Below are 17,793 nucleotides of genomic sequence, written 5' to 3'. Positions count from 1 at the left end.
TCTGATGTTGAACATTACCTTGCCGGACGGTTCGGTCCGCCAATATGAATCACCCGTTACCGTGGCGCAAATTGCAGCGTCTATCGGTGCAGGTCTGGCAAAGGCAACGGTAGCGGGCAAGGTTAACGGTAAATTGGTGGATGCTTGCGATCCGATTACTGAAGATGCCCACGTTCAAATCATTACTCCTAAAGACAAAGAAGGTGTGGAAATTATCCGCCACTCCTGCGCGCACTTGGTTGGTCATGCGGTCAAGCAGCTCTACCCAGATGCCAAAATGGTTATCGGCCCGGTGATTGAAGACGGGTTCTATTACGATATCGCAACTGAAAAACCATTTACCCCTGATGATGTGGCTGCTATCGAAGCGCGCATGAAAGAGTTGATTGCACAAGACTATGACGTCATTAAAGTGATGACGCCCCGTGCAGAAACCATCAAAATTTTCCAAGATCGCGGCGAAGAGTACAAATTGCGTCTGATTGAAGACATGCCTGAAGTGGAAGCAATGGGTATGTATCATCATCAAGAATACGTCGATATGTGCCGCGGCCCTCACGTTCCCAATACCCGTTTCTTGAAAAACTTCAAGTTGACCAAGCTGGCAGGCGCATACTGGCGCGGCGACAGCAACAATGAAATGTTGCAACGTATTTACGGTACGGCTTGGGCAAGTAAAGACGAGTTGAAAGCCTATATCCAACGCATCGAGGAAGCAGAAAAACGCGACCACCGTAAGCTGGGTAAACAATTGGATTTGTTCCACCTGCAAGATGAAGCGCCGGGTATGGTGTTCTGGCATCCTAAAGGCTGGGCTTTGTGGCAAGTGATTGAGCAGCATATGCGCAAAGAGTTGAATGCTGCAGGTTATAAAGAGGTTAAAACGCCTCAGATTATGGATAAAACCTTCTGGGAAAAATCCGGCCACTGGGAAAACTATAAAGACAATATGTTCGTGACCAGCTCAGAAAAACGCGAATACGCGGTTAAACCGATGAACTGTCCGGGTCATGTACAAATTTTTAATAACGGCTTGCGCTCATATCGCGATTTGCCAATGCGTTTGGCCGAGTTCGGTTCTTGCCACCGCAATGAACCAAGCGGTGCATTGCATGGTCTGATGCGTGTTCGCGGTTTTGTGCAAGATGATGCGCATATCTTCTGTACCGAAGATCAAATCGTTGATGAAGCACGCGCATTCAATGAATTGCTGGTTCGCATTTATAAACAATTCGGTTTCCATGATGTTGCTGTGAAGCTGTCCCTCCGCCCTGAACAACGTGCAGGTTCTGATGAAGTTTGGGATAAAGCCGAACAAGGTCTACGTGATGCATTGACCGCTTGCAGCGTAGAGTGGGAAGAATTGCCTGGCGAAGGTGCATTCTATGGTCCTAAGATTGAGTACCATGTTAAAGATGCTTTGGGTCGTTCTTGGCAGTGCGGTACCCTGCAGTTGGACTTCGTATTGCCGGAGCGTTTGAATGCCGAATATGTAACTGAAAACAACGATCGTGCGCGTCCTGTAATGTTGCACCGTGCTATTTTGGGCTCTCTGGAGCGCTTCATCGGTATTCTGATTGAAAACCATGCAGGCTCATTCCCATTGTGGCTTGCGCCGGTTCAAATGGTGATCATGAATATCACCGAGAACCAAGCAGATTATTGTCGCGAAGTGGCTGCCAAATTGCAGGCGGCAGGCTTCCGTGTCGAATTGGATTTGCGTAACGAAAAAATCGGTTACAAAATCCGTGACAACAGCCAATACCGTTTCCCTTATCAAATCGTTGTCGGTGATAAAGAGAAACAAGAAAACAAAGTTGCGGTACGCCGCAAAGCAGAAGACTTGGGTTCTTTGAATGTCGATGATTTCATTGCACAATTACAGCAAGAAATCACTGACGCCCTCGTCAATCATTAATTTTTATAGGAGTATTCATCATCGCTCAAGAACGCGAAGCACGAATCAATGGTGAAATTACCGCCAAAGAAGTGCGATTAATCAGTGAGTCAGGCGATCAGCTTGGTGTCGTTTCAGTTCGTGAAGCTCTGGCTATGGCCGAAGAGCAAGATGTCGATTTGGTAGAAATTTCCCCGACTGCCAAACCGCCCGTATGCAAACTGATGGATTACGGTAAATACAAATACCAACAAGCCAAGAAGCGCGACGAAGCCAAGAAAAACCAAAAGCAGGTACAGATCAAGGAAATTAAATTCCGTCCGGGTACTGATGAAGGCGACTATCAAATCAAGATGCGCAACATCAACCGTTTCCTTGCCGATGGTGACAAAGTCAAAGTGACATTGCGTTTCCGCGGTCGTGAGATGGCCCACCAACAATTGGGCGCCCAACTGCTTGAACGCGTAAAAGAAGAGTTGGCTGAAGTGGCACAAATCGAGTCCTTCCCTAAAATGGAAGGCCGCCAGATGGTGATGATGATTGCGCCTAAGAAAAAATAAAGCTATAATGCAAGACTTATTTCGATTGCCGCTCGGAATAAGGTTTAATTAGCGGCAAAAACCGTGGTATTTTGGGATCCAAGTGTTTGAAATTTATTTCAAAACCCCTTATACCTTATCTAATAACGAATGGAGTTTTCCAATGCCTAAAATGAAAACCAAGTCTAGCGCGAAAAAACGCTTTAAAGTACTGGGTAACGGTGGTGTGAAACGCGGTCATGCGTTCAAAAGTCATATCCTGACCAAAAAAACCACTAAAACTAAACGTCAATTGCGCGGCACCGCTATGGTGGATTCACGCGATTTGGCTTCTGTTGCTAAAATGTTGCCCTACGCTTAAGGAGTTTAGAATATGCCACGCGTAAAACGCGGTGTTACCGCTCGTGCTCGTCACCAAAAAGTCTTCGCGTTAGCCAAAGGCTACCGCGGTCGTCGTAAAAACGTTTACCGTGTTGCCAAACAAGCGGTAATGAAAGCCGGTCAATACGCATACCGTGACCGTCGCCAACGCAAACGTCAATTCCGTCAACTGTGGATCGTTCGTATCAACGCAGGTGCCCGTGAAAATGGTCTGTCTTACAGCAAATTCATGAACGGCCTGAAACGCGCTGCTATCGAAATCGACCGCAAAGTATTGGCTGATTTGGCTGTATTCGACAAAGCTGCATTTGCACAATTGGTTGAAAAAGCTAAAGCTGCTTTGGCTGCTTAATTCGATAAGATTATTTAAAAAGGAAGCTTATGCTTCCTTTTTTCTTTTCTTAAAGAAATCCTATGTAGTTGATTTTCTTTCTTTAAACTCTATTTTTTTATACTAATTTGCGATAAAATAGGCCCCTCTTATCAAACGGATTGGCCGCAGTAAGACAAAAGGCCGTCTGAACGGGTTTGTAATCAAATCCAACAGACGGCTTTGTTGTTTCAGACGGCCTGCCATCAACAAACAGACGATAAACCACTATGGAAAATGTAAACCGTATCGTTGCAGAAGGTATTGCCGCTATTGAAGCCGCGCAAGACTTCAATGCCTTAGAACAAATTAAAGCACGCTATCTTGGTAAAACCGGTGAATTGACCGGACTTTTGAAAACTTTGGGTCAAATGTCTCCTGAAGAGCGTAAAACCATAGGCGCGCACATCAACGAATGCAAAAATCAGTTTCAGACGGCCTTTAATGCCAAACGCGATGCCCTGAATGAAGCCAAGCTGCAAGCCCAATTGGCTGCAGAAGCCTTGGATATTACTTTGCCGGGCCGTGCACAAGAGCATGGCGGTTTGCATCCAGTTACTTTGACTTTGCAACGTGTGGTTGAGCTGTTTCATGGTATGGGTTTTGAAGTGGCGGACGGCCCTGAAATCGAAGACGATTTCCACAATTTCCAAGCCTTGAATATTCCTGCAAATCACCCTGCGCGTGCGATGCAAGATACTTTCTACGTTGAAAATGGCGACGTTTTGCGCACACACACTTCGCCTATTCAAATCCGCTATATGCTCGATAAAAAAGAGCCGCCTATCCGAATTATTGCTCCCGGCCGCGTTTACCGCGTGGACAGTGATGCCACTCACTCGCCTATGTTCCATCAAGCCGAAGGTTTGTGGGTAGAAGAGGGCGTAACTTTTGCCGATTTGAAAGCAGTGTTCACTGATTTTATCCGTCGCTTCTTTGAACGCGATGACCTGCAAGTACGTTTCCGTCCGTCTTTCTTCCCGTTCACCGAGCCTTCTGCCGAAATCGACATCATGGGCGAAAACGGCAAATGGTTGGAAGTCGGCGGTTGCGGTATGGTACATCCTAACGTGTTGAAAAACGTCAATATCGACCCTGAAAAATATACTGGTTTCGCTTTCGGTATCGGTCTCGACCGCTTTGCCATGTTGCGCTACAACGTCAATGACCTGCGCTTATTCTTCGATAACGATTTGAACTTCTTGAAGCAGTTTAAATAAATTTCAGATGGTCTTTTGATAGGCCGTCTGAAAAAGTGAATAGATATTACTGATTTCGTCTGATAAAAAATTGTTTCAGACGGCTTGATAGTAGAGAAAATAATATGCAATTTCCTTATTCATGGCTGAGAACCCAAGCCAATCCTGATCTTTCTGCCGATAAACTGGAACATCTTTTGACCATGGCCGGTTTGGAAGTGGAAGAAATCGATACTGCCGCCCCTGCTTTCAGTGGCGTGGTTGTTGCCGAAGTAAAATCCGTTGAGAAACATCCTGATGCAGACCGTTTGAACGTTACCCAAGTTGATGCCGGTACGGGCGAGTTGGTTCAGATTGTTTGTGGTGCGCTGAATGTCAAGCCTGGCATTAAAGTGCCGTGTTCTTTGCCGGGTGCAGTCTTGCCGGGTAATTTCAAAATTAAGCCGACTAAAATGCGCGGCGTACCATCAAACGGTATGCTGTGTTCGACCAATGAACTGGGTTTGCCAGATGATGGTGTAGACGGTCTGCACATTCTGCCTGAAGATGCGCCTGTCGGTACCAATATCCGTGAATACTTGGATTTGGACGATACGCTGTTTACGTTGAAAATTACGCCTAACCGCGCTGATTGCTTGAGTGTTAAAGGCATTGCGCGTGAGGTTTCTGCGTTGACTCAATGTGCGTTTACGCCTGTTGAAATTCAGACAGCCTCTATCGGCAGTGAGAAAAAACAGGCTGTCCGTATTGATGCACCGGCCGACTGTGGCCGTTTTATCAGTCGCGTTATTGAAAATGTCAATGCGAAAGCGGCTACTCCCGATTGGATGAAACAACGGTTGGAACGCAGCGGTATCCGCAGCATTTCCGCATTGGTGGACATTGGTAACTATGTGATGCTGGAAATCGGTCAGCCTATGCATGTTTTCGATGCTGACAAGCTGTCAGGCAGTTTGATTGTCCGCCGTGCTCAAAATGGCGAGACTTTGGCGTGTCTGAACGAGAAGACGGTTACTTTGGCTGACAATACACTGGTGGTCGCTGATGAAAAAGGTGCGTTGAGCTTGGCCGGTTTGATGGGTGGCGAGGCAAGCGCGGTTTCTGATGAGACACAAAATATTGTGTTGGAAGCTGCTTGGTTTGCACCGGAGATTATTGCTGGTAAATCCCGTCAATACGGTTTCGGTTCGGATTCTTCTTTCCGTTTTGAGCGTGGTGTGGATTACCGCTTGCAAGCTGATGCCATTGAGCGTGCTACCGAATTGGTATTGCAGATTTGTGGTGGAGCAGCCGGTGAAATGGTTGAAGCACAAGGCAAATTGCCCGAGGCAAAACAGGTCGAATTGCGTTTAGGCCGTCTGAAAACGGTATTGGGCGTTGAAGTCCCTGCCGATCAAGTCGAAATTATCTTGCAACACTTGGGTTTGAAGCCTGAGAAAACTGCAGAAGGCTTTCGTGTCACTTCTCCTAGCTTCCGTTTCGACATCGAAATCGAAGCCGATTTGATTGAAGAAATCGGCCGCGTTTACGGTTATGAAAATATTCCCGACGACTATACTTCAGGCCGTCTGAAAATGTTGGCTTTGCCTGAAACCAAACGTCCGCGTTTTGCGGTTTATAATGAAATGGCGGCTCGCGGTTACCGCGAAGTGGTCAGCTATGCGTTTGTGGATGAGCAATGGGAGCAAGACTTTGCTGCCAATACCAATCCTATCCGCCTGCAAAATCCGTTGGCGGCGCAGTATGCCGTCATGCGTTCTACGCTTATCGGCGGTTTGGTGGAAGTTTTGCAAAACAATTTGAACCGCAAGCAAAACCGAGTACGCGTGTTTGAGATTGCCCGCGTGTTCAGCAAAGATTCGGCTGATCAATTTGTTCAAAACGAACGTATCGGCGGTTTGTGGTATGGCTCCGTGCTGCCTGAGCAATGGGGCGAGAAAACACGCAACGTGGATTTCTACGATATGAAAGCTGATGTTGAGAGCCTTTTGAAAAGCAAGGAAGTATCCTTTGTTAAGACCGAACATCCGGCATTGCATCCTGGACGTGCTGCTAATATTGTTTCAGACGGCCGAGTAGTTGGTTTTGTTGGCGAGTTGCATCCGAAATGGCTGCAAAAATATGATTTGCCACAAGCGCCGCTGGTATTTGAAATCGATATGGATGCGGTATTGGGTCGTGAGAAAACCCGTTATCAATCCGTATCCAAATTCCAACCTGCACGCCGAGATTTGGCATTTGTAATGCCTGAAGCTGTGACGCATGATGATTTGTTAAATGTCCTGAAAGCGGCGGCGAACAAGCTGGTTCAAGAAATCAGTGTGTTTGACGTTTACCGCGGTACGGGCGTGCCTGAAGGCATGAAGAGCGTTGCCGTCAAAATCATTTTGCAAGATATGGAAAACACGCTGACAGATGAAGTCATCGAGCCTTTGGTTGCGAAAATGATTAAAGCCGCAGCCGAAAAAGACGCGCAACTTCGTGCTTAAAACAAGATAAAAGTTGTCGCCAAAAATCGCCAATCATATTTGATTTTTTGGTGAAGACTTGATTTTTAAAAGAATTTTGGTAATAATTGCACCAGTTTGAATGAAGGTAAACACATGACACTAACTAAAGCAGAATTGGCCGATATTTTGGTTGACAAAGTCAGCAACGTCACCAAGAATGATGCCAAAGAAATCGTCGAGCTCTTTTTTGAAGAAATCCGCAGCACTTTGGCGCGTGGTGAGGAAATTAAAATTTCCGGTTTCGGTAATTTCCAATTACGCGACAAACCTCAACGCCCTGGCCGTAACCCTAAAACAGGCGAAGAAGTGCCGATTACCGCACGCCGTGTGGTAACTTTCCATGCCAGTCAAAAACTCAAAGGCATGGTGGAGCATTACTATGACAAACAACAATAATCCGGTTATTCCTGCCAAGCGTTATTTTACGTTGGATGAAATGTGCCAATTGGTGCAAATCAGTCCGGCTCAGTTTGCCCAATGGCAGCATGAAAATAATGTTGTGATTGGATACGGTGGCGATCGATATACGCGCTCAGATGTCGTTAAGTTGTTGAAACTGAAAGATACGTTTGAACCGTATATCGATACGTTCAGCCGTGGCGCTTTGGATGCAGACGGCAACCCTGCCGCCAATGCGGAAGAAGTCTGTCATGGTCTGGTGCAGATTTTGTCTGATTTGGAGCGTCATCTGGGTTCTGAACAACAAAACCACCATGTCGAGCCGTAATCGATAAGGAAATTGTGATCAAAAGTGCGAAGGCATACAAAGATTTGCATGATTGATTATTGTAAAGGCTGTTTGAATTGTTTTCAGACGGCCTTTATTGTTTTATATTGCTTTCAAAATATCAGAATCTTGATTGCAAATGATTCTACGAAATAGCCGTAAATGTTATACTTAGCCTCTTGTTTGCCGATTGGGAAGAAGCAGTCATTAGATAATGCGGATAGATGCCGCCTTTTCATGGCAGACTGAGGTTTTTAAAACAAATGTAACGGCAGAATAAATAGGCTGCCGAACAACATTCAAATCGATGAAATGGATAGCAGAAAATGAGCAAAATCCAACAAACTTTTTCAGCGCTCAATGGCGCAAAAGCACTGATTCCTTATATTACGGTGGGTGATCCCAGCCTTGAGACAACCTTGGCATTGATGCATAGCCTGGTGGCTAATGGTGCTGATATTTTGGAACTGGGTGTGCCGTTTTCTGACCCGATGGCGGATGGCCCGACTATTCAACGTGCGGCTGAAAGGGCGTTGGCAAATCATGTTTCCTTGCACGACGTATTGGAAACAGTACGCTTGTTCCGCCAAACCAATGATAAAACGCCGGTTGTCTTGATGGGCTATTTGAACCCTGTACATAAAATGGGCTATCAGGCGTTTGCGCAAGCGGCTGCCGAAGCAGGCGTAGATGGCGTATTGACCGTGGATTCCCCGGTAGAAACCATCACCCCGCTGCATGACTCTTTGAAAGCGCAAGGTATTGATTGTATTTTCCTTATTGCGCCGACAACAACTGAAGAGCGTATTCAAACGATTGCCAAAGTAGCCGGTGGTTTTGTGTATTATGTATCGCTCAAAGGTGTAACCGGTGCGGCAAGTTTGGATACTGAAGAAGTTTCGCGTAAAATAGAGCTTTTGCGCAAATATATTGATATTCCGATCGGTGTCGGCTTCGGCATTAATAATGCGGAGAGTGCGCGTAAGATTGGCGCGGTAGCGGATGCCGTTATTGTCGGCAGCCGTATCGTCAAAGAGATTGAAAGCCACGCAGGTAGCGAGGCCGAAGCGGTAGGCGTGTTGGTTAAAGAGTTGAAAGACGCGATTCGCTAATATTTTTTATTCCATTATTTTAAACGGCCTTACGTTCAACAGGCCGTCTGAATTCTGAATTCCAAGGAGTCATTCATGAGCTGGCTAGATAAAATTCTTCCTCCGAAAATTAAAAACCGAAGCAGTTCGTCCAGCGTCCCTGAAGGCCTGTGGCACAAATGTCCGTCTTGTTCGGCAACGGTTTATTCAACCGAGTTAAAGCAAAACAGCGAAGTCTGCCCGAAATGTAATCACCACAATCCGCTTTCTGCGCGCGAACGTTTGAATCTGCTTTTGGATGAAGAAGGCCGTGAAGAGATTGCAGCCAATATTAAACCGACCGACCCGCTGAAATTCAAAGACAGCAAAAAATATCCCGACCGCCTCGCGGCTGCGCGTAAAGCAACCGGCGAAGACGATGCATTGGTTGTTATGAAAGGCACCATGAACGGCCTGCCTGTCGTTGTGGCTGCGTTTGAATTCCGTTTTATCGGCGGCTCTATGGGTTCGGTCGTGGGTGAGCGTTTCGTTCAGGGTGTACGTCGTGCCGTTGCAGATAATTGTTCGTTTATTTGCGTGGCGGCTTCCGGTGGTGCGCGTATGCAGGAAGGGATTAACTCTTTGATGCAGATGACGAAGACCAGCGCGGCTTTGCATTTGCTGACTGAAAAACGTCTGCCGTTTATTTCCGTATTGACTGACCCGACCATGGGCGGCGTATCTGCCAGCTTTGCCTTCTTGGGTGATGTGGTTTTGGCAGAACCGAATGCGCTGATTGGTTTTGCCGGTCCGCGCGTTATTGAGCAGACTGTACGCGAAACCCTGCCAGAAGGTTTCCAACGTGCAGAATTCTTATTGGAGAAGGGCGCAATCGACCAAATCGTCGATCGCCGTTCCATGAAAAAACGTATCAGCGATTTGATTACTTTGTTGCGTCATGAAGGTAAAGTAACTGCTGCTTGATTAGTACAATAAGAAAGGCCGAGACCTTTGCAAAATTCCTTTTCTCCCGACAGCCGAAACCTAAACACAGGTTTTCGGCTGTTTTTGTTTCAAATATCTACTGATTCTACTCAAATACCCCCTTAATCCTCTTTGAATACCTGAGACTTTTGCAAAATTCCCCAAAATCCTCTAAATGTCTTGGTGGGAATTTAGGGGATTTTGGGGAATTTTGCAAAGGTCTCAGAGTGTTAATTTTTTTTGAGTAGAGAAATGATTTCTTTTAAAGCTAAAATCTCGTTTTCTTGTCGTTGGATAATTTCATTATTATGAGATATTGTCAGTTTCAGTTTTTCATTTTCAGCTATTAACGCTTCATTGTTGCCATAGTAATTTGATCCGTAATTATGGCTATTATCTCCGACCAAAAGAAATAATGGTTTTTCCTTTGTAATTAATTCAACTACATCAATTTTAAAAATCTGTGCAATCTGATTCAATTTATCAAAAGTCAGTTTAGTTTGCCCGCGCTCTATCTTTGCATACCCATTGGCAGACATTGCCAATTTTTCTGCCATTTCTTCTTGAGACCATTGGTTCATTTCTCTCATTACTCGAATTTTTTCATGAAGTTCCATGCTTACTCACTTTTAGGCGGAATTTAGATACTAAAAAATAGATATTCAATATGATTAGTGGGTGGTTTGAATCTAACTTTCAGTATAGCATCTTTGTATCTAAGTAGGTATTAAATGAATGCAGAAACAGTCGTTTCAGGGTGCTATGTATGAGTTTTATAACAATAATTTTTTTGATATGTGCATATATTTTTAATTTTGATTCAAAAGATGAGTTTGTTTGGATTATGGTGTTTTGTGGATTCGTGGAGGTGATTTTTTCAGGTAGGTTGTTGTTATTATTACCTTTGATGATTGGTAATTATTTTGCTTCAAGTTATATTTATGAGCAATTTTTACCTAGCGGATTTTGGTCTTTTATATTGTGTGGAGTCGTTTCTGGTATCAGTGGATTATTAATTGGCGGGATAATTTATCTTATTTTAATATTAATTTTTAGGGTAGGTAAGGAATGAAAGTATTACTAATATTTCTTTTTGTTTTAGTCCCATTTATTTGGAGCTATATAAAAAATTTCTCTCAAAAAAATACTGCCAAGATGAAAGTTTATTTACACATAGATAGGCTTTACAATTATATTATTTCTGGACAGGATAGAGAGGCATTTGAAGAGTTAATCAGCTTTACGAGAGAAGCGGATCAAAACCCCGATTTATATTATTATTTCAGTGAACTTCCTTTCGATCGAAAAAAGCTGGCTTGCGTGGCTTATGTAAATGAACTATTTAAGATATATAATCAAGAGAAGAATATAACAAATGATAATTCAAATGCTGAATTTTTGATGAAAATGCATACAGGATATAACACAAAATAATGGTTATCTGGAAAAGGTCGTCTGAAACCCAAAATCTCGGTTTCAGACGACCTTTTTTAAATCCGCCCAAAGCGGTCTGTATTCAATTATGAAGTCAGCGCAGCTTTGAGGATTTTGTTGACTTCACCCATGTCGGCTTTGCCGGCCAGGCGGGTTTTCAATACGCCCATGACTTTGCCCATATCTGCCATGCCTGATGCACCAGTTTCTGCAATGACTGCTTCAACAACAGTCTTGATTTCTTCTGCAGACATCATTTGCGGCAGGTAGCGGTTGAGGATTTCGATTTCCGCGTTTTCTTTGTCAGCCAAATCTTGACGACCGGCTTCGGTGTAGATTTTGGCGCTGTCTTTGCGCTGTTTTACCATTTTGGTCAGGATAGAGATGACTTTTGCGTCATCGGCTTCGGTGCGCTCATCTACTTCAAATTGTTTGATGGCGGCATTAATCAGGCGGATGGTGCTTAAAGAGACTTGGTCTTTGGCACGCATGGCGGTTTTCATGTCTTCGGTTAATTGTGTTTTTAGGCTCATAATGTTCTCACTTTATATCAATAAAAAGGTGCCGTCTGAAAAACAAAACACACCGCAAAGCTGCCCTTGCGGTGTGTCGTTTATCACAGGGCAGGCCTGTAATTAGTACATTTTAGGAGGCAGTTGTTGGCTGCGCAGACGTTTTTGCAGACGTTTGGCTGCAGCAGCTTTTTTGCGTTTGCGTTCGGTAGTTGGTTTTTCGTACGCTTCACGGGCGCGCAGTTCGGTCAACAGACCGGTTTTTTCTACGGCACGTTTGAAACGACGCATGGCAACTTCAAATGGTTCATTCTCTTTAACACGAATAGCAGGCATTTTATTTCCTTTAAATTTTGTTCAATCAAACCGTTTTAAGAAATAGAGGACGGTTTGTCATAATGGGGGAGTTGTTGTATCACTGGTTTGCCTAGGGCAGGGCGGGATACGCGCCGTGATGTAAACATCACCTCCTAACAAGTCGGCTTTTGCCGTGCAAGTGACCTTTTCGGTCAGAAACAATCGGGCGATTATCTTATAAACCCGATAGTCTGTCAAGGTTGTAGGCCGTCTGAACGTTTGATTCTGTCTCACTTTTCAGACGGCCTATCGGGTATTAATAACGGCCGGGAACCGTACCCATACGTTGTTTCAACGAAGTTTGCGGTTCGTTGAACAATGACGCGTAATAAGTCGCGTTGGTCATGACTTTTTTCACGTAATCACGGGTTTCGGTAAATGGGATGGTCTCGGCGTAGATGGCGCCTTCCAAAGGAGAAGAAGCCTGCCAGTTGCGGGCGCGGCCGGGGCCGGCGTTGTAGCCTGCAGTGGCCATTACTTCGTTATTTTGCAGGCGGCGTTTGGCATCTGCCATGTACCAAGTACCCATGCGGATGTTGCCGTCCATGGTGTAGAGTTCGCTGCTGCTCATGCCGATTTTGCCGGCAATTTCGCGGGCGGTTGCAGGCATGACCTGCATCAGGCCTTGTGCGCCGACGCTAGATTGCGCGCCCATGACAAAGCGGCTCTCTTGGCGAATCAAACCGTAAACCCATGCCGGGTCAACGCCTGCCTGTGCGGCATAGCGGACGGTCAGGTCTTTAAACGGAGAGAGGTAGCGCAGTTTGTAGTTGAGTTTGTGGTCGGTACGGTCTGCGCTGTTGATCGCCATGTCGTAGAACTGGTTGTCAAAAGCGACTTGCGCGGCAGTCAGCAGGTTGTCTTCGTTGAAGTCGCGGGTGGCAAAACGCCATTCTGCCTGCGCCTGACGGCGCATTTTGGAGTCGCCGTTGCTTTGGCTGTTTTTAAACAGAACCAATGCGCGTTTGATGGCACCGTCTTCGCTCATGCGGCGGACGTCTCTGGCATCGGCATCGGAAACGTTGTTGCGCGTATTGATGCGGCGGCCCAATTCTTCACCTGCCATTACGGCGTAGAAATTGCGGCCTGAAGCTGCGGCTTTTTCGTACATTTCTTTGGCTTGGCTGCTTTTGCCTTGTGCGGCAAAGCTGCGGCCCAGCCAATATTGCCATGTCGGGTCTTTTTGCAGTTTTTTAGGCATATGCTGAATCACGCTTGCCAATTCGTCCCAACGTTGCAGGCGCAAAGCGGCGCGTGCGTACCATTCCAATTGTTCGTCGGTCAGTTGTTTGCGGTCGGAAACGCGGCCGTAGTAGCTTAAAGCAGTCGGCATGTTTTGGCTTTGTGCATGGTAGTGGCCCAGTACGCCCCATGCAAAGCTGCGTTGTTCGCGGCTGAGGCCTGATTCCATGTCGGACAGGGTAGCGGCGGCAGAAGCGGATTTGCGTGCATCTTTGCCGATCACGCTCAATAGGCTGTATTCGGTCGCACCTTGCGCGCCACCTTCAAACGGGCTGCCCAATGCGGCGGCGAGGTTGCGTGCATCCGTGGTTTGGCTGTTGCTCAACAGGCCGCGCACGCGACGCCATGCGTCGTTGGTGTTCAGACGGCCTGAAGCTGCCGCGCTTTCAACCAAGCGGGTACAGCCAGCAGGCAGTTTGCTGGTCACGCGAACCAGCTCGGCGGCTTTGCTGTAATTGCCGCTGCTCAAATCGGCATAACATTGCACTTCTTGTGCGACGCCGGCGGCGTTCAATTTACTGAATTCTTGACGGAACAAATCCCATTGGCCGCGCGCGCCCAAGGTTTTCAGCCATTCGTTGCGGACATTTTCAGTCATTGCGCTGTCGCTGGCTTGGGATAAAAATTGTTGTACCCAAGCATCGTCGCCGCGTTTGGCGGCATCGATAGCGCTTTGGTATTGGCTGTAATCGGACAGGACTTTGGACTCACTGTCGGCGCGGCGTGAAGGAATAGAAGTGGATTTAGGCTGAACGACGGTTTCGCTTTTCGAAGCAGTCGGTGTGTTTTGGGTGGCGCACGCCGATAAAACAGCGGCGGTAATCAAGCTGAGGGAGAGAGGGAAAAGACGTTGAACGTTCATTGGATACCGTGTCGTTTTTAGAATCAAAATAGCTGCTTATTTTAAATGATTTATGCGGAATAACCGAATTACAAACCGATATTTACATTTTCAAAGCCAGGAAATGACTAAGGCCGTCTGAAATATGAAACACTTTTGAGGTATTCCTAATTCAGACGGCCTTTTATGAAGGAAGTCGTCAATCGGGTTTGTGTTCGATATAGTCTTGCGGTTTCTCGGCTTTGCTGGTGCGCGTAACCGTATATTCGCCTTCGATAATGTCTTCATCATCTTTAGCAGAGCTGTAAGTCTGGCGGCTTTGGAAAGACTGCGTAGAAGAAACGGCCGCGTTGCCTTTAAACGGAATCAGCAAGAGCAGGGCAACGGCGGTTGAAATAAAACCGGGGCTGAGCAGGAAAACCGCGGCGGCAGTATAGCGAATCGGCCACAACATCTGATAGAGGGAAATATTTTGTCCGCTGCGGACGGCTGCGCCTGCGAGCAAAAGGCCGGAGATACCGGTATGGCGCAGCATAAAGATACCGCTGATAAAGCTGAGAGCCATCACAAATAGCGTCCAACCGCCGCCAAGCCAGTCGGCAACCCAGACGATAGACATGATTTCCAAAAAGATTAAAACCAAAAAACCGATTCCAAAATACTGCATAAGTGTTTGTTCCTTCATTCAACGGATAGTGTCGATTGTGTTCTATCTAGATAAAGATAAACCTTATTTTTTCAAGCAAATGCTGTGTGAAAAAGGGTAAACGGGTAATGAGGCCGTCTGAACGGGGATAAAAAGAAGACAGATGTTTCAGACGGCCTTTAGATATTCTATCGCATCACATTGTTCCAATCGCTTTCAAAATAACTGACGAGAATTTGGTTGTTCAAATAATTTGCTTCTACCTTGCGCCTTGCCATATCGGGCGGAAAGCGGAACATTTCGGCGACGGTCTGGGCATTGAGATAGCGGGTGGGTACGTTGAATTTTTGCGGAATAGGGAAATTTTGGTCAAATCCTGCCAACACAAATCCCCATTCGCCAAAGGAAGGGACGTAAACATGATAGGGCGCGGTATTCAATTTGGCCGCCTCGAGGGTGGCAACGACCGACCAGTAGGCATTGGGTGCGAAATAAGGCGAAGTCGATTGCACAACAATCTTACCTTGCGGCTCAAGATGGCGGGCAACGAGGCGGTACATGGGGACGGAGTAAAGTTTACCAAGCGAGAAATTGGACGGGTCGGGTAGGTCGATGATGATAACGTCGAATTTTTCAGACGACCCTTCCAGCCATTTGGCGGCATCGTCGTTGACGACGTGCATTTTGGGATGGGACAGCGAGCCTTGGTTGAGCGCGCTCAAGGTGGCGGAGGTTCTAAAAGTGGCGGTCATGTCGGGGTCGAGATCGACCAAAGTAACATTTTTGACCTGCGGATATTTTAAGACTTCACGTGCCGCCAATCCGTCGCCGCCGCCGAGAATCAGGACGCGTTCGGCGTTCGGCACCATCTGCATGGCAGGCAGGACGAGTGCTTCGTGGTAACGGGCTTCGTCGCGTGAGGAGAATTGCAGGTTGCCGTTGATGTAGAGGCGGGTGTCGTCTTTCCAGCGTGTCACGACGAGCCGTTGGTAGGGAGAATGGCTTTGATAGACGACGGGATCGCCGAAATAGCTTTGTTCGGCTTTGAAAGAGATACGGTCGGCGTAGATGAAGAGCGTAATGAGCGCGGTCAATACGATAAACGCACGCGTACGGATGGCGTGATAGCGGGGTAATTCGGCTTTGAATACACGGGCGGTCAGATAGGCGACGGCGGCGTTGAAGATGCCAAACAACAAGGCGGAACGCGCCATGCCGAGTTTGGGGGCGAGCAGGAGCGGAAACAACAGAGAGACGGCAAGTGCGCCCAAGTAGTCGAAGGTCAATACTTTGGAAACGAGTTCTTTAAATTCCGCCCCTTTTTGGTTTAACACGCGCATGACCAAAGGGATTTCCATGCCGACAACCATGCCGACAATCAGTACAAAAGCGTAGAGCAGGATGCGGAACGGGGCGGCGGATAAACCGAAGGCCACAAATAATGCCAGCGCGGAAATACCACCAATGATGCCGACCAGAAGTTCGATTTCGATAAAGCGGTGCAATACGTCTTTATCTTTGATGTATTGGGTCAGGTGGGCACCGATACCCATTGAAAACAGATAAAGTCCGATGACGGAGGAAAACTGCAAAATACTGTCGCCCAAAAGATAGCTTGCGAGCGCGGCAATGATGAGCTCGTAAGCGAGGCCGCAGCTGGCGACGATAAAAACGGAGATGATGAGGGTGCGGTGGGCGTTCATGATGACGTTTTTGTTGCTTGAGTGTGGGCAATGTAATGATTTTTAAGGTAGGCTGCAAGTTTAATTATAGGATGTAGAAAAGGCCGTCTGAACAAATTGTTTCAGACGGCCTTTAATCTGTCAGGCATTAATAGCGGTGTTTGAATACCATGCCCACTGCGTAAGAAGATTTTTTCGGCAAATCTTCGTCGTATTTCGGATTGACGTTTTCTTTCAACCAGCCGGCGCCGAGTGTGGCGGTTGTCCGTTTGGAGAAGCTGTAATCGGTGCTGACGGCGACGTGTTTGTAGTCTTCGCCGACAGAGCTTTTACCGTAGGCAAAGCCGATTTGAGGTTTGAAATTGCCCACTTTGTATGAGCCGGACACCATAAATTCTTTGGTGTTGTTGATTTCTTTGTCGTAAGAACCGGCTACGTTGCCTGCCGCATCTTTCCATACGCCCCAGCAGCTGAAGCCGTCGCAAGTATTTTTGGCGTATTGGAACGCGGCATCGACGGAGATTTTGTCTTTGCTATATCCGGCCATGAATGCATGGGCTTGGAAGTCTTTGGTTTCGGTTGGAGAGTCGTTGGGTGCGTATTCGGCAGCGTAGTGCGCGTTAAAGCCGTTGTTTGGGTGGTAGTAGTCTACACCCCAGCCGAAGACCCAGTCGCCGTCACGTTTTTTGTCCGGATTCCAGTCATTGTTGTTGCGCGCGGCATTGGAACCGGGGGAAACGTTGAATTTGAATTGGAAACCGTTTTTCCAAGGCGACTCATAAGCCATGGAAACACGGCGTTGGCCGAAGCGGGAAATTTTGCCGAACTCCAAAATCGGGCTGTTGGTGTCGAACGGGTTCAGATAAATGCTGTTCATGGGCGTACTGATGTAACCCATTTTGACGGTGCCAAGGTTTTTGTAGCTGTTGAGCGCGACGTATGAGTCGGCAGTACCCCAGCCGCCCCAGCGGTCGGAATCGAAGTAAATAAAGGAGCCAAGTTGCCATTTCAACCATAAGTCGTCGTTGAGTCGTACTTCATCGGAGAGATAAAGACTGGAACTTTTATCGGAAATGGTTGTATTGGTTACACCGGTTTTATTGTTGTGTTCGACCTCGGTCATGATGTAGATGGTGCCGCTCATTTTAGGTTCGGCGTGGGCGGCACTTAGGGAAGAGCCGATGAGGGCAGTGGCAATAAAGTAAGATAACTTCTTCATTTAATTCTCCTTTTTATGTCTTTTTCTTGCTTATGGCGAAAGAGTTCGGATAATCTTATTTGACAAAACATAAAAAATCAATACATTTGTAACTTATCGTAGGATAAATTGAAAAATAGTTTTCAGTTACGTATTTTTGTGTTAATTTGCCAACAATCTTGGACGGCTTACTATTATTTCGTT

At 46.6% G+C, this 17,793-nt stretch carries 19 protein-coding genes; 12 read left to right on the top strand and 7 right to left on the bottom strand.

Annotated features, from left to right (window positions below; all coding sequences use genetic code 11):
* Positions 1–4 precede the first annotated feature (4 nt).
* The 10 genes from thrS (at position 5) to accD (ending at position 9,677) form a co-directional block, all read left to right on the top strand.
* Entirely contained in the window at positions 5–1,918 is a 1,914-nt protein-coding gene (gene thrS, locus CYJ98_RS05925; protein ID WP_036491925.1) for a threonine--tRNA ligase, read from the top strand.
* Positions 1,919–1,935: 17 nt separating this feature from the next.
* Entirely contained in the window at positions 1,936–2,457 is a 522-nt protein-coding gene (gene infC / locus CYJ98_RS05920) for a translation initiation factor IF-3 (protein WP_079453677.1), read from the top strand.
* Positions 2,458–2,599: 142 nt separating this feature from the next.
* Complete coding sequence (rpmI, locus tag CYJ98_RS05915) at positions 2,600–2,797, top strand: 50S ribosomal protein L35 (RefSeq protein WP_003675505.1); 198 nt, start codon at positions 2,600–2,602, stop codon at positions 2,795–2,797.
* Between the two features lie 12 nt (positions 2,798–2,809).
* Positions 2,810–3,169, top strand: coding sequence for a 50S ribosomal protein L20 (gene rplT, locus CYJ98_RS05910; protein WP_003675502.1), 360 nt, complete (start codon positions 2,810–2,812; stop codon positions 3,167–3,169).
* 248 nt (positions 3,170–3,417) lie between these two features.
* Complete coding sequence (gene pheS, locus CYJ98_RS05905; RefSeq protein ID WP_003683075.1) at positions 3,418–4,407, top strand: phenylalanine--tRNA ligase subunit alpha; 990 nt, start codon at positions 3,418–3,420, stop codon at positions 4,405–4,407.
* 104 nt (positions 4,408–4,511) lie between these two features.
* On the top strand, positions 4,512–6,875 hold the full coding sequence (pheT, locus tag CYJ98_RS05900; protein ID WP_101755373.1) for a phenylalanine--tRNA ligase subunit beta: 2,364 nt from the start codon (positions 4,512–4,514) through the stop codon (positions 6,873–6,875).
* 114 nt (positions 6,876–6,989) lie between these two features.
* On the top strand, positions 6,990–7,292 hold the full coding sequence (locus CYJ98_RS05895) for an integration host factor subunit alpha (protein WP_003680933.1): 303 nt from the start codon (positions 6,990–6,992) through the stop codon (positions 7,290–7,292).
* Complete coding sequence (locus tag CYJ98_RS05890) at positions 7,276–7,623, top strand: hypothetical protein (RefSeq protein ID WP_101755374.1); 348 nt, start codon at positions 7,276–7,278, stop codon at positions 7,621–7,623. Before CYJ98_RS05895 ends, CYJ98_RS05890 begins: the two co-directional genes overlap by 17 nt.
* Before the next feature lie 326 nt (positions 7,624–7,949).
* Positions 7,950–8,735: a tryptophan synthase subunit alpha gene (gene trpA / locus CYJ98_RS05885; RefSeq protein WP_101755375.1), complete on the top strand. Its 786-nt coding sequence runs from the start codon at positions 7,950–7,952 to the stop codon at positions 8,733–8,735.
* A gap of 75 nt (positions 8,736–8,810) precedes the next feature.
* Positions 8,811–9,677: an acetyl-CoA carboxylase, carboxyltransferase subunit beta gene (gene accD / locus CYJ98_RS05880; RefSeq protein WP_049331298.1), complete on the top strand. Its 867-nt coding sequence runs from the start codon at positions 8,811–8,813 to the stop codon at positions 9,675–9,677.
* A 230-nt stretch (positions 9,678–9,907) separates the two neighbouring features.
* On the opposite strand, the gene CYJ98_RS05875 is transcribed toward accD, so the two are convergent.
* Entirely contained in the window at positions 9,908–10,294 is a 387-nt protein-coding gene (locus CYJ98_RS05875) for a helix-turn-helix domain-containing protein (RefSeq protein ID WP_003760765.1), read from the bottom strand.
* A gap of 149 nt (positions 10,295–10,443) precedes the next feature.
* Between CYJ98_RS05875 and CYJ98_RS05870 the strand changes: the two genes are divergently transcribed.
* Together CYJ98_RS05870 and CYJ98_RS05865 are read left to right on the top strand one after the other, a co-directional pair.
* Complete coding sequence (locus tag CYJ98_RS05870) at positions 10,444–10,749, top strand: hypothetical protein (protein WP_101755376.1); 306 nt, start codon at positions 10,444–10,446, stop codon at positions 10,747–10,749.
* Positions 10,746–11,111, top strand: coding sequence for a hypothetical protein (locus CYJ98_RS05865; protein ID WP_101755377.1), 366 nt, complete (start codon positions 10,746–10,748; stop codon positions 11,109–11,111). Before CYJ98_RS05870 ends, CYJ98_RS05865 begins: the two co-directional genes overlap by 4 nt.
* Positions 11,112–11,197: 86 nt before the next feature.
* On the opposite strand, the gene CYJ98_RS05860 is transcribed toward CYJ98_RS05865, so the two are convergent.
* From CYJ98_RS05860 to CYJ98_RS05835, 6 genes are all read right to left on the bottom strand, one after another.
* Positions 11,198–11,644: a GatB/YqeY domain-containing protein gene (locus CYJ98_RS05860; protein ID WP_101755378.1), complete on the bottom strand. Its 447-nt coding sequence runs from the start codon at positions 11,642–11,644 to the stop codon at positions 11,198–11,200.
* Positions 11,645–11,746: 102 nt separating this feature from the next.
* The gene (gene rpsU / locus CYJ98_RS05855) at positions 11,747–11,959 is read right to left on the bottom strand and encodes a 30S ribosomal protein S21 (protein WP_003680926.1); all 213 of its coding nucleotides are present in this window, start codon (positions 11,957–11,959) and stop codon (positions 11,747–11,749) included.
* A gap of 277 nt (positions 11,960–12,236) precedes the next feature.
* On the bottom strand, positions 12,237–14,084 hold the full coding sequence (locus tag CYJ98_RS05850) for a lytic transglycosylase domain-containing protein (RefSeq protein ID WP_101755379.1): 1,848 nt from the start codon (positions 14,082–14,084) through the stop codon (positions 12,237–12,239).
* 178 nt (positions 14,085–14,262) lie between these two features.
* A complete protein-coding gene (locus tag CYJ98_RS05845) occupies positions 14,263–14,730 on the bottom strand; it encodes an FxsA family protein (RefSeq protein ID WP_162817322.1) in 468 nt (155 codons plus the stop codon).
* A 167-nt stretch (positions 14,731–14,897) separates the two neighbouring features.
* On the bottom strand, positions 14,898–16,412 hold the full coding sequence (locus CYJ98_RS05840; protein ID WP_101755381.1) for a polyamine aminopropyltransferase: 1,515 nt from the start codon (positions 16,410–16,412) through the stop codon (positions 14,898–14,900).
* Between the two features lie 127 nt (positions 16,413–16,539).
* Positions 16,540–17,610 carry a porin gene (locus CYJ98_RS05835; RefSeq protein ID WP_070823476.1) on the bottom strand — a complete coding sequence of 357 codons (1,071 nt, stop codon included), beginning with the start codon at positions 17,608–17,610 and terminating at the stop codon, positions 16,540–16,542.
* Between the last annotated feature and the right edge of the window lie 183 nt (positions 17,611–17,793).

This window comes from Neisseria perflava (assembly GCF_002863305.2).
In the GTDB taxonomy this organism is placed as follows: Bacteria; Pseudomonadota; Gammaproteobacteria; order Burkholderiales; family Neisseriaceae; genus Neisseria; species Neisseria perflava_A.
The sequence above is the reverse complement of the archived record's forward strand: the minus strand, read 5'-3'. Positions and strand labels throughout refer to the sequence as shown.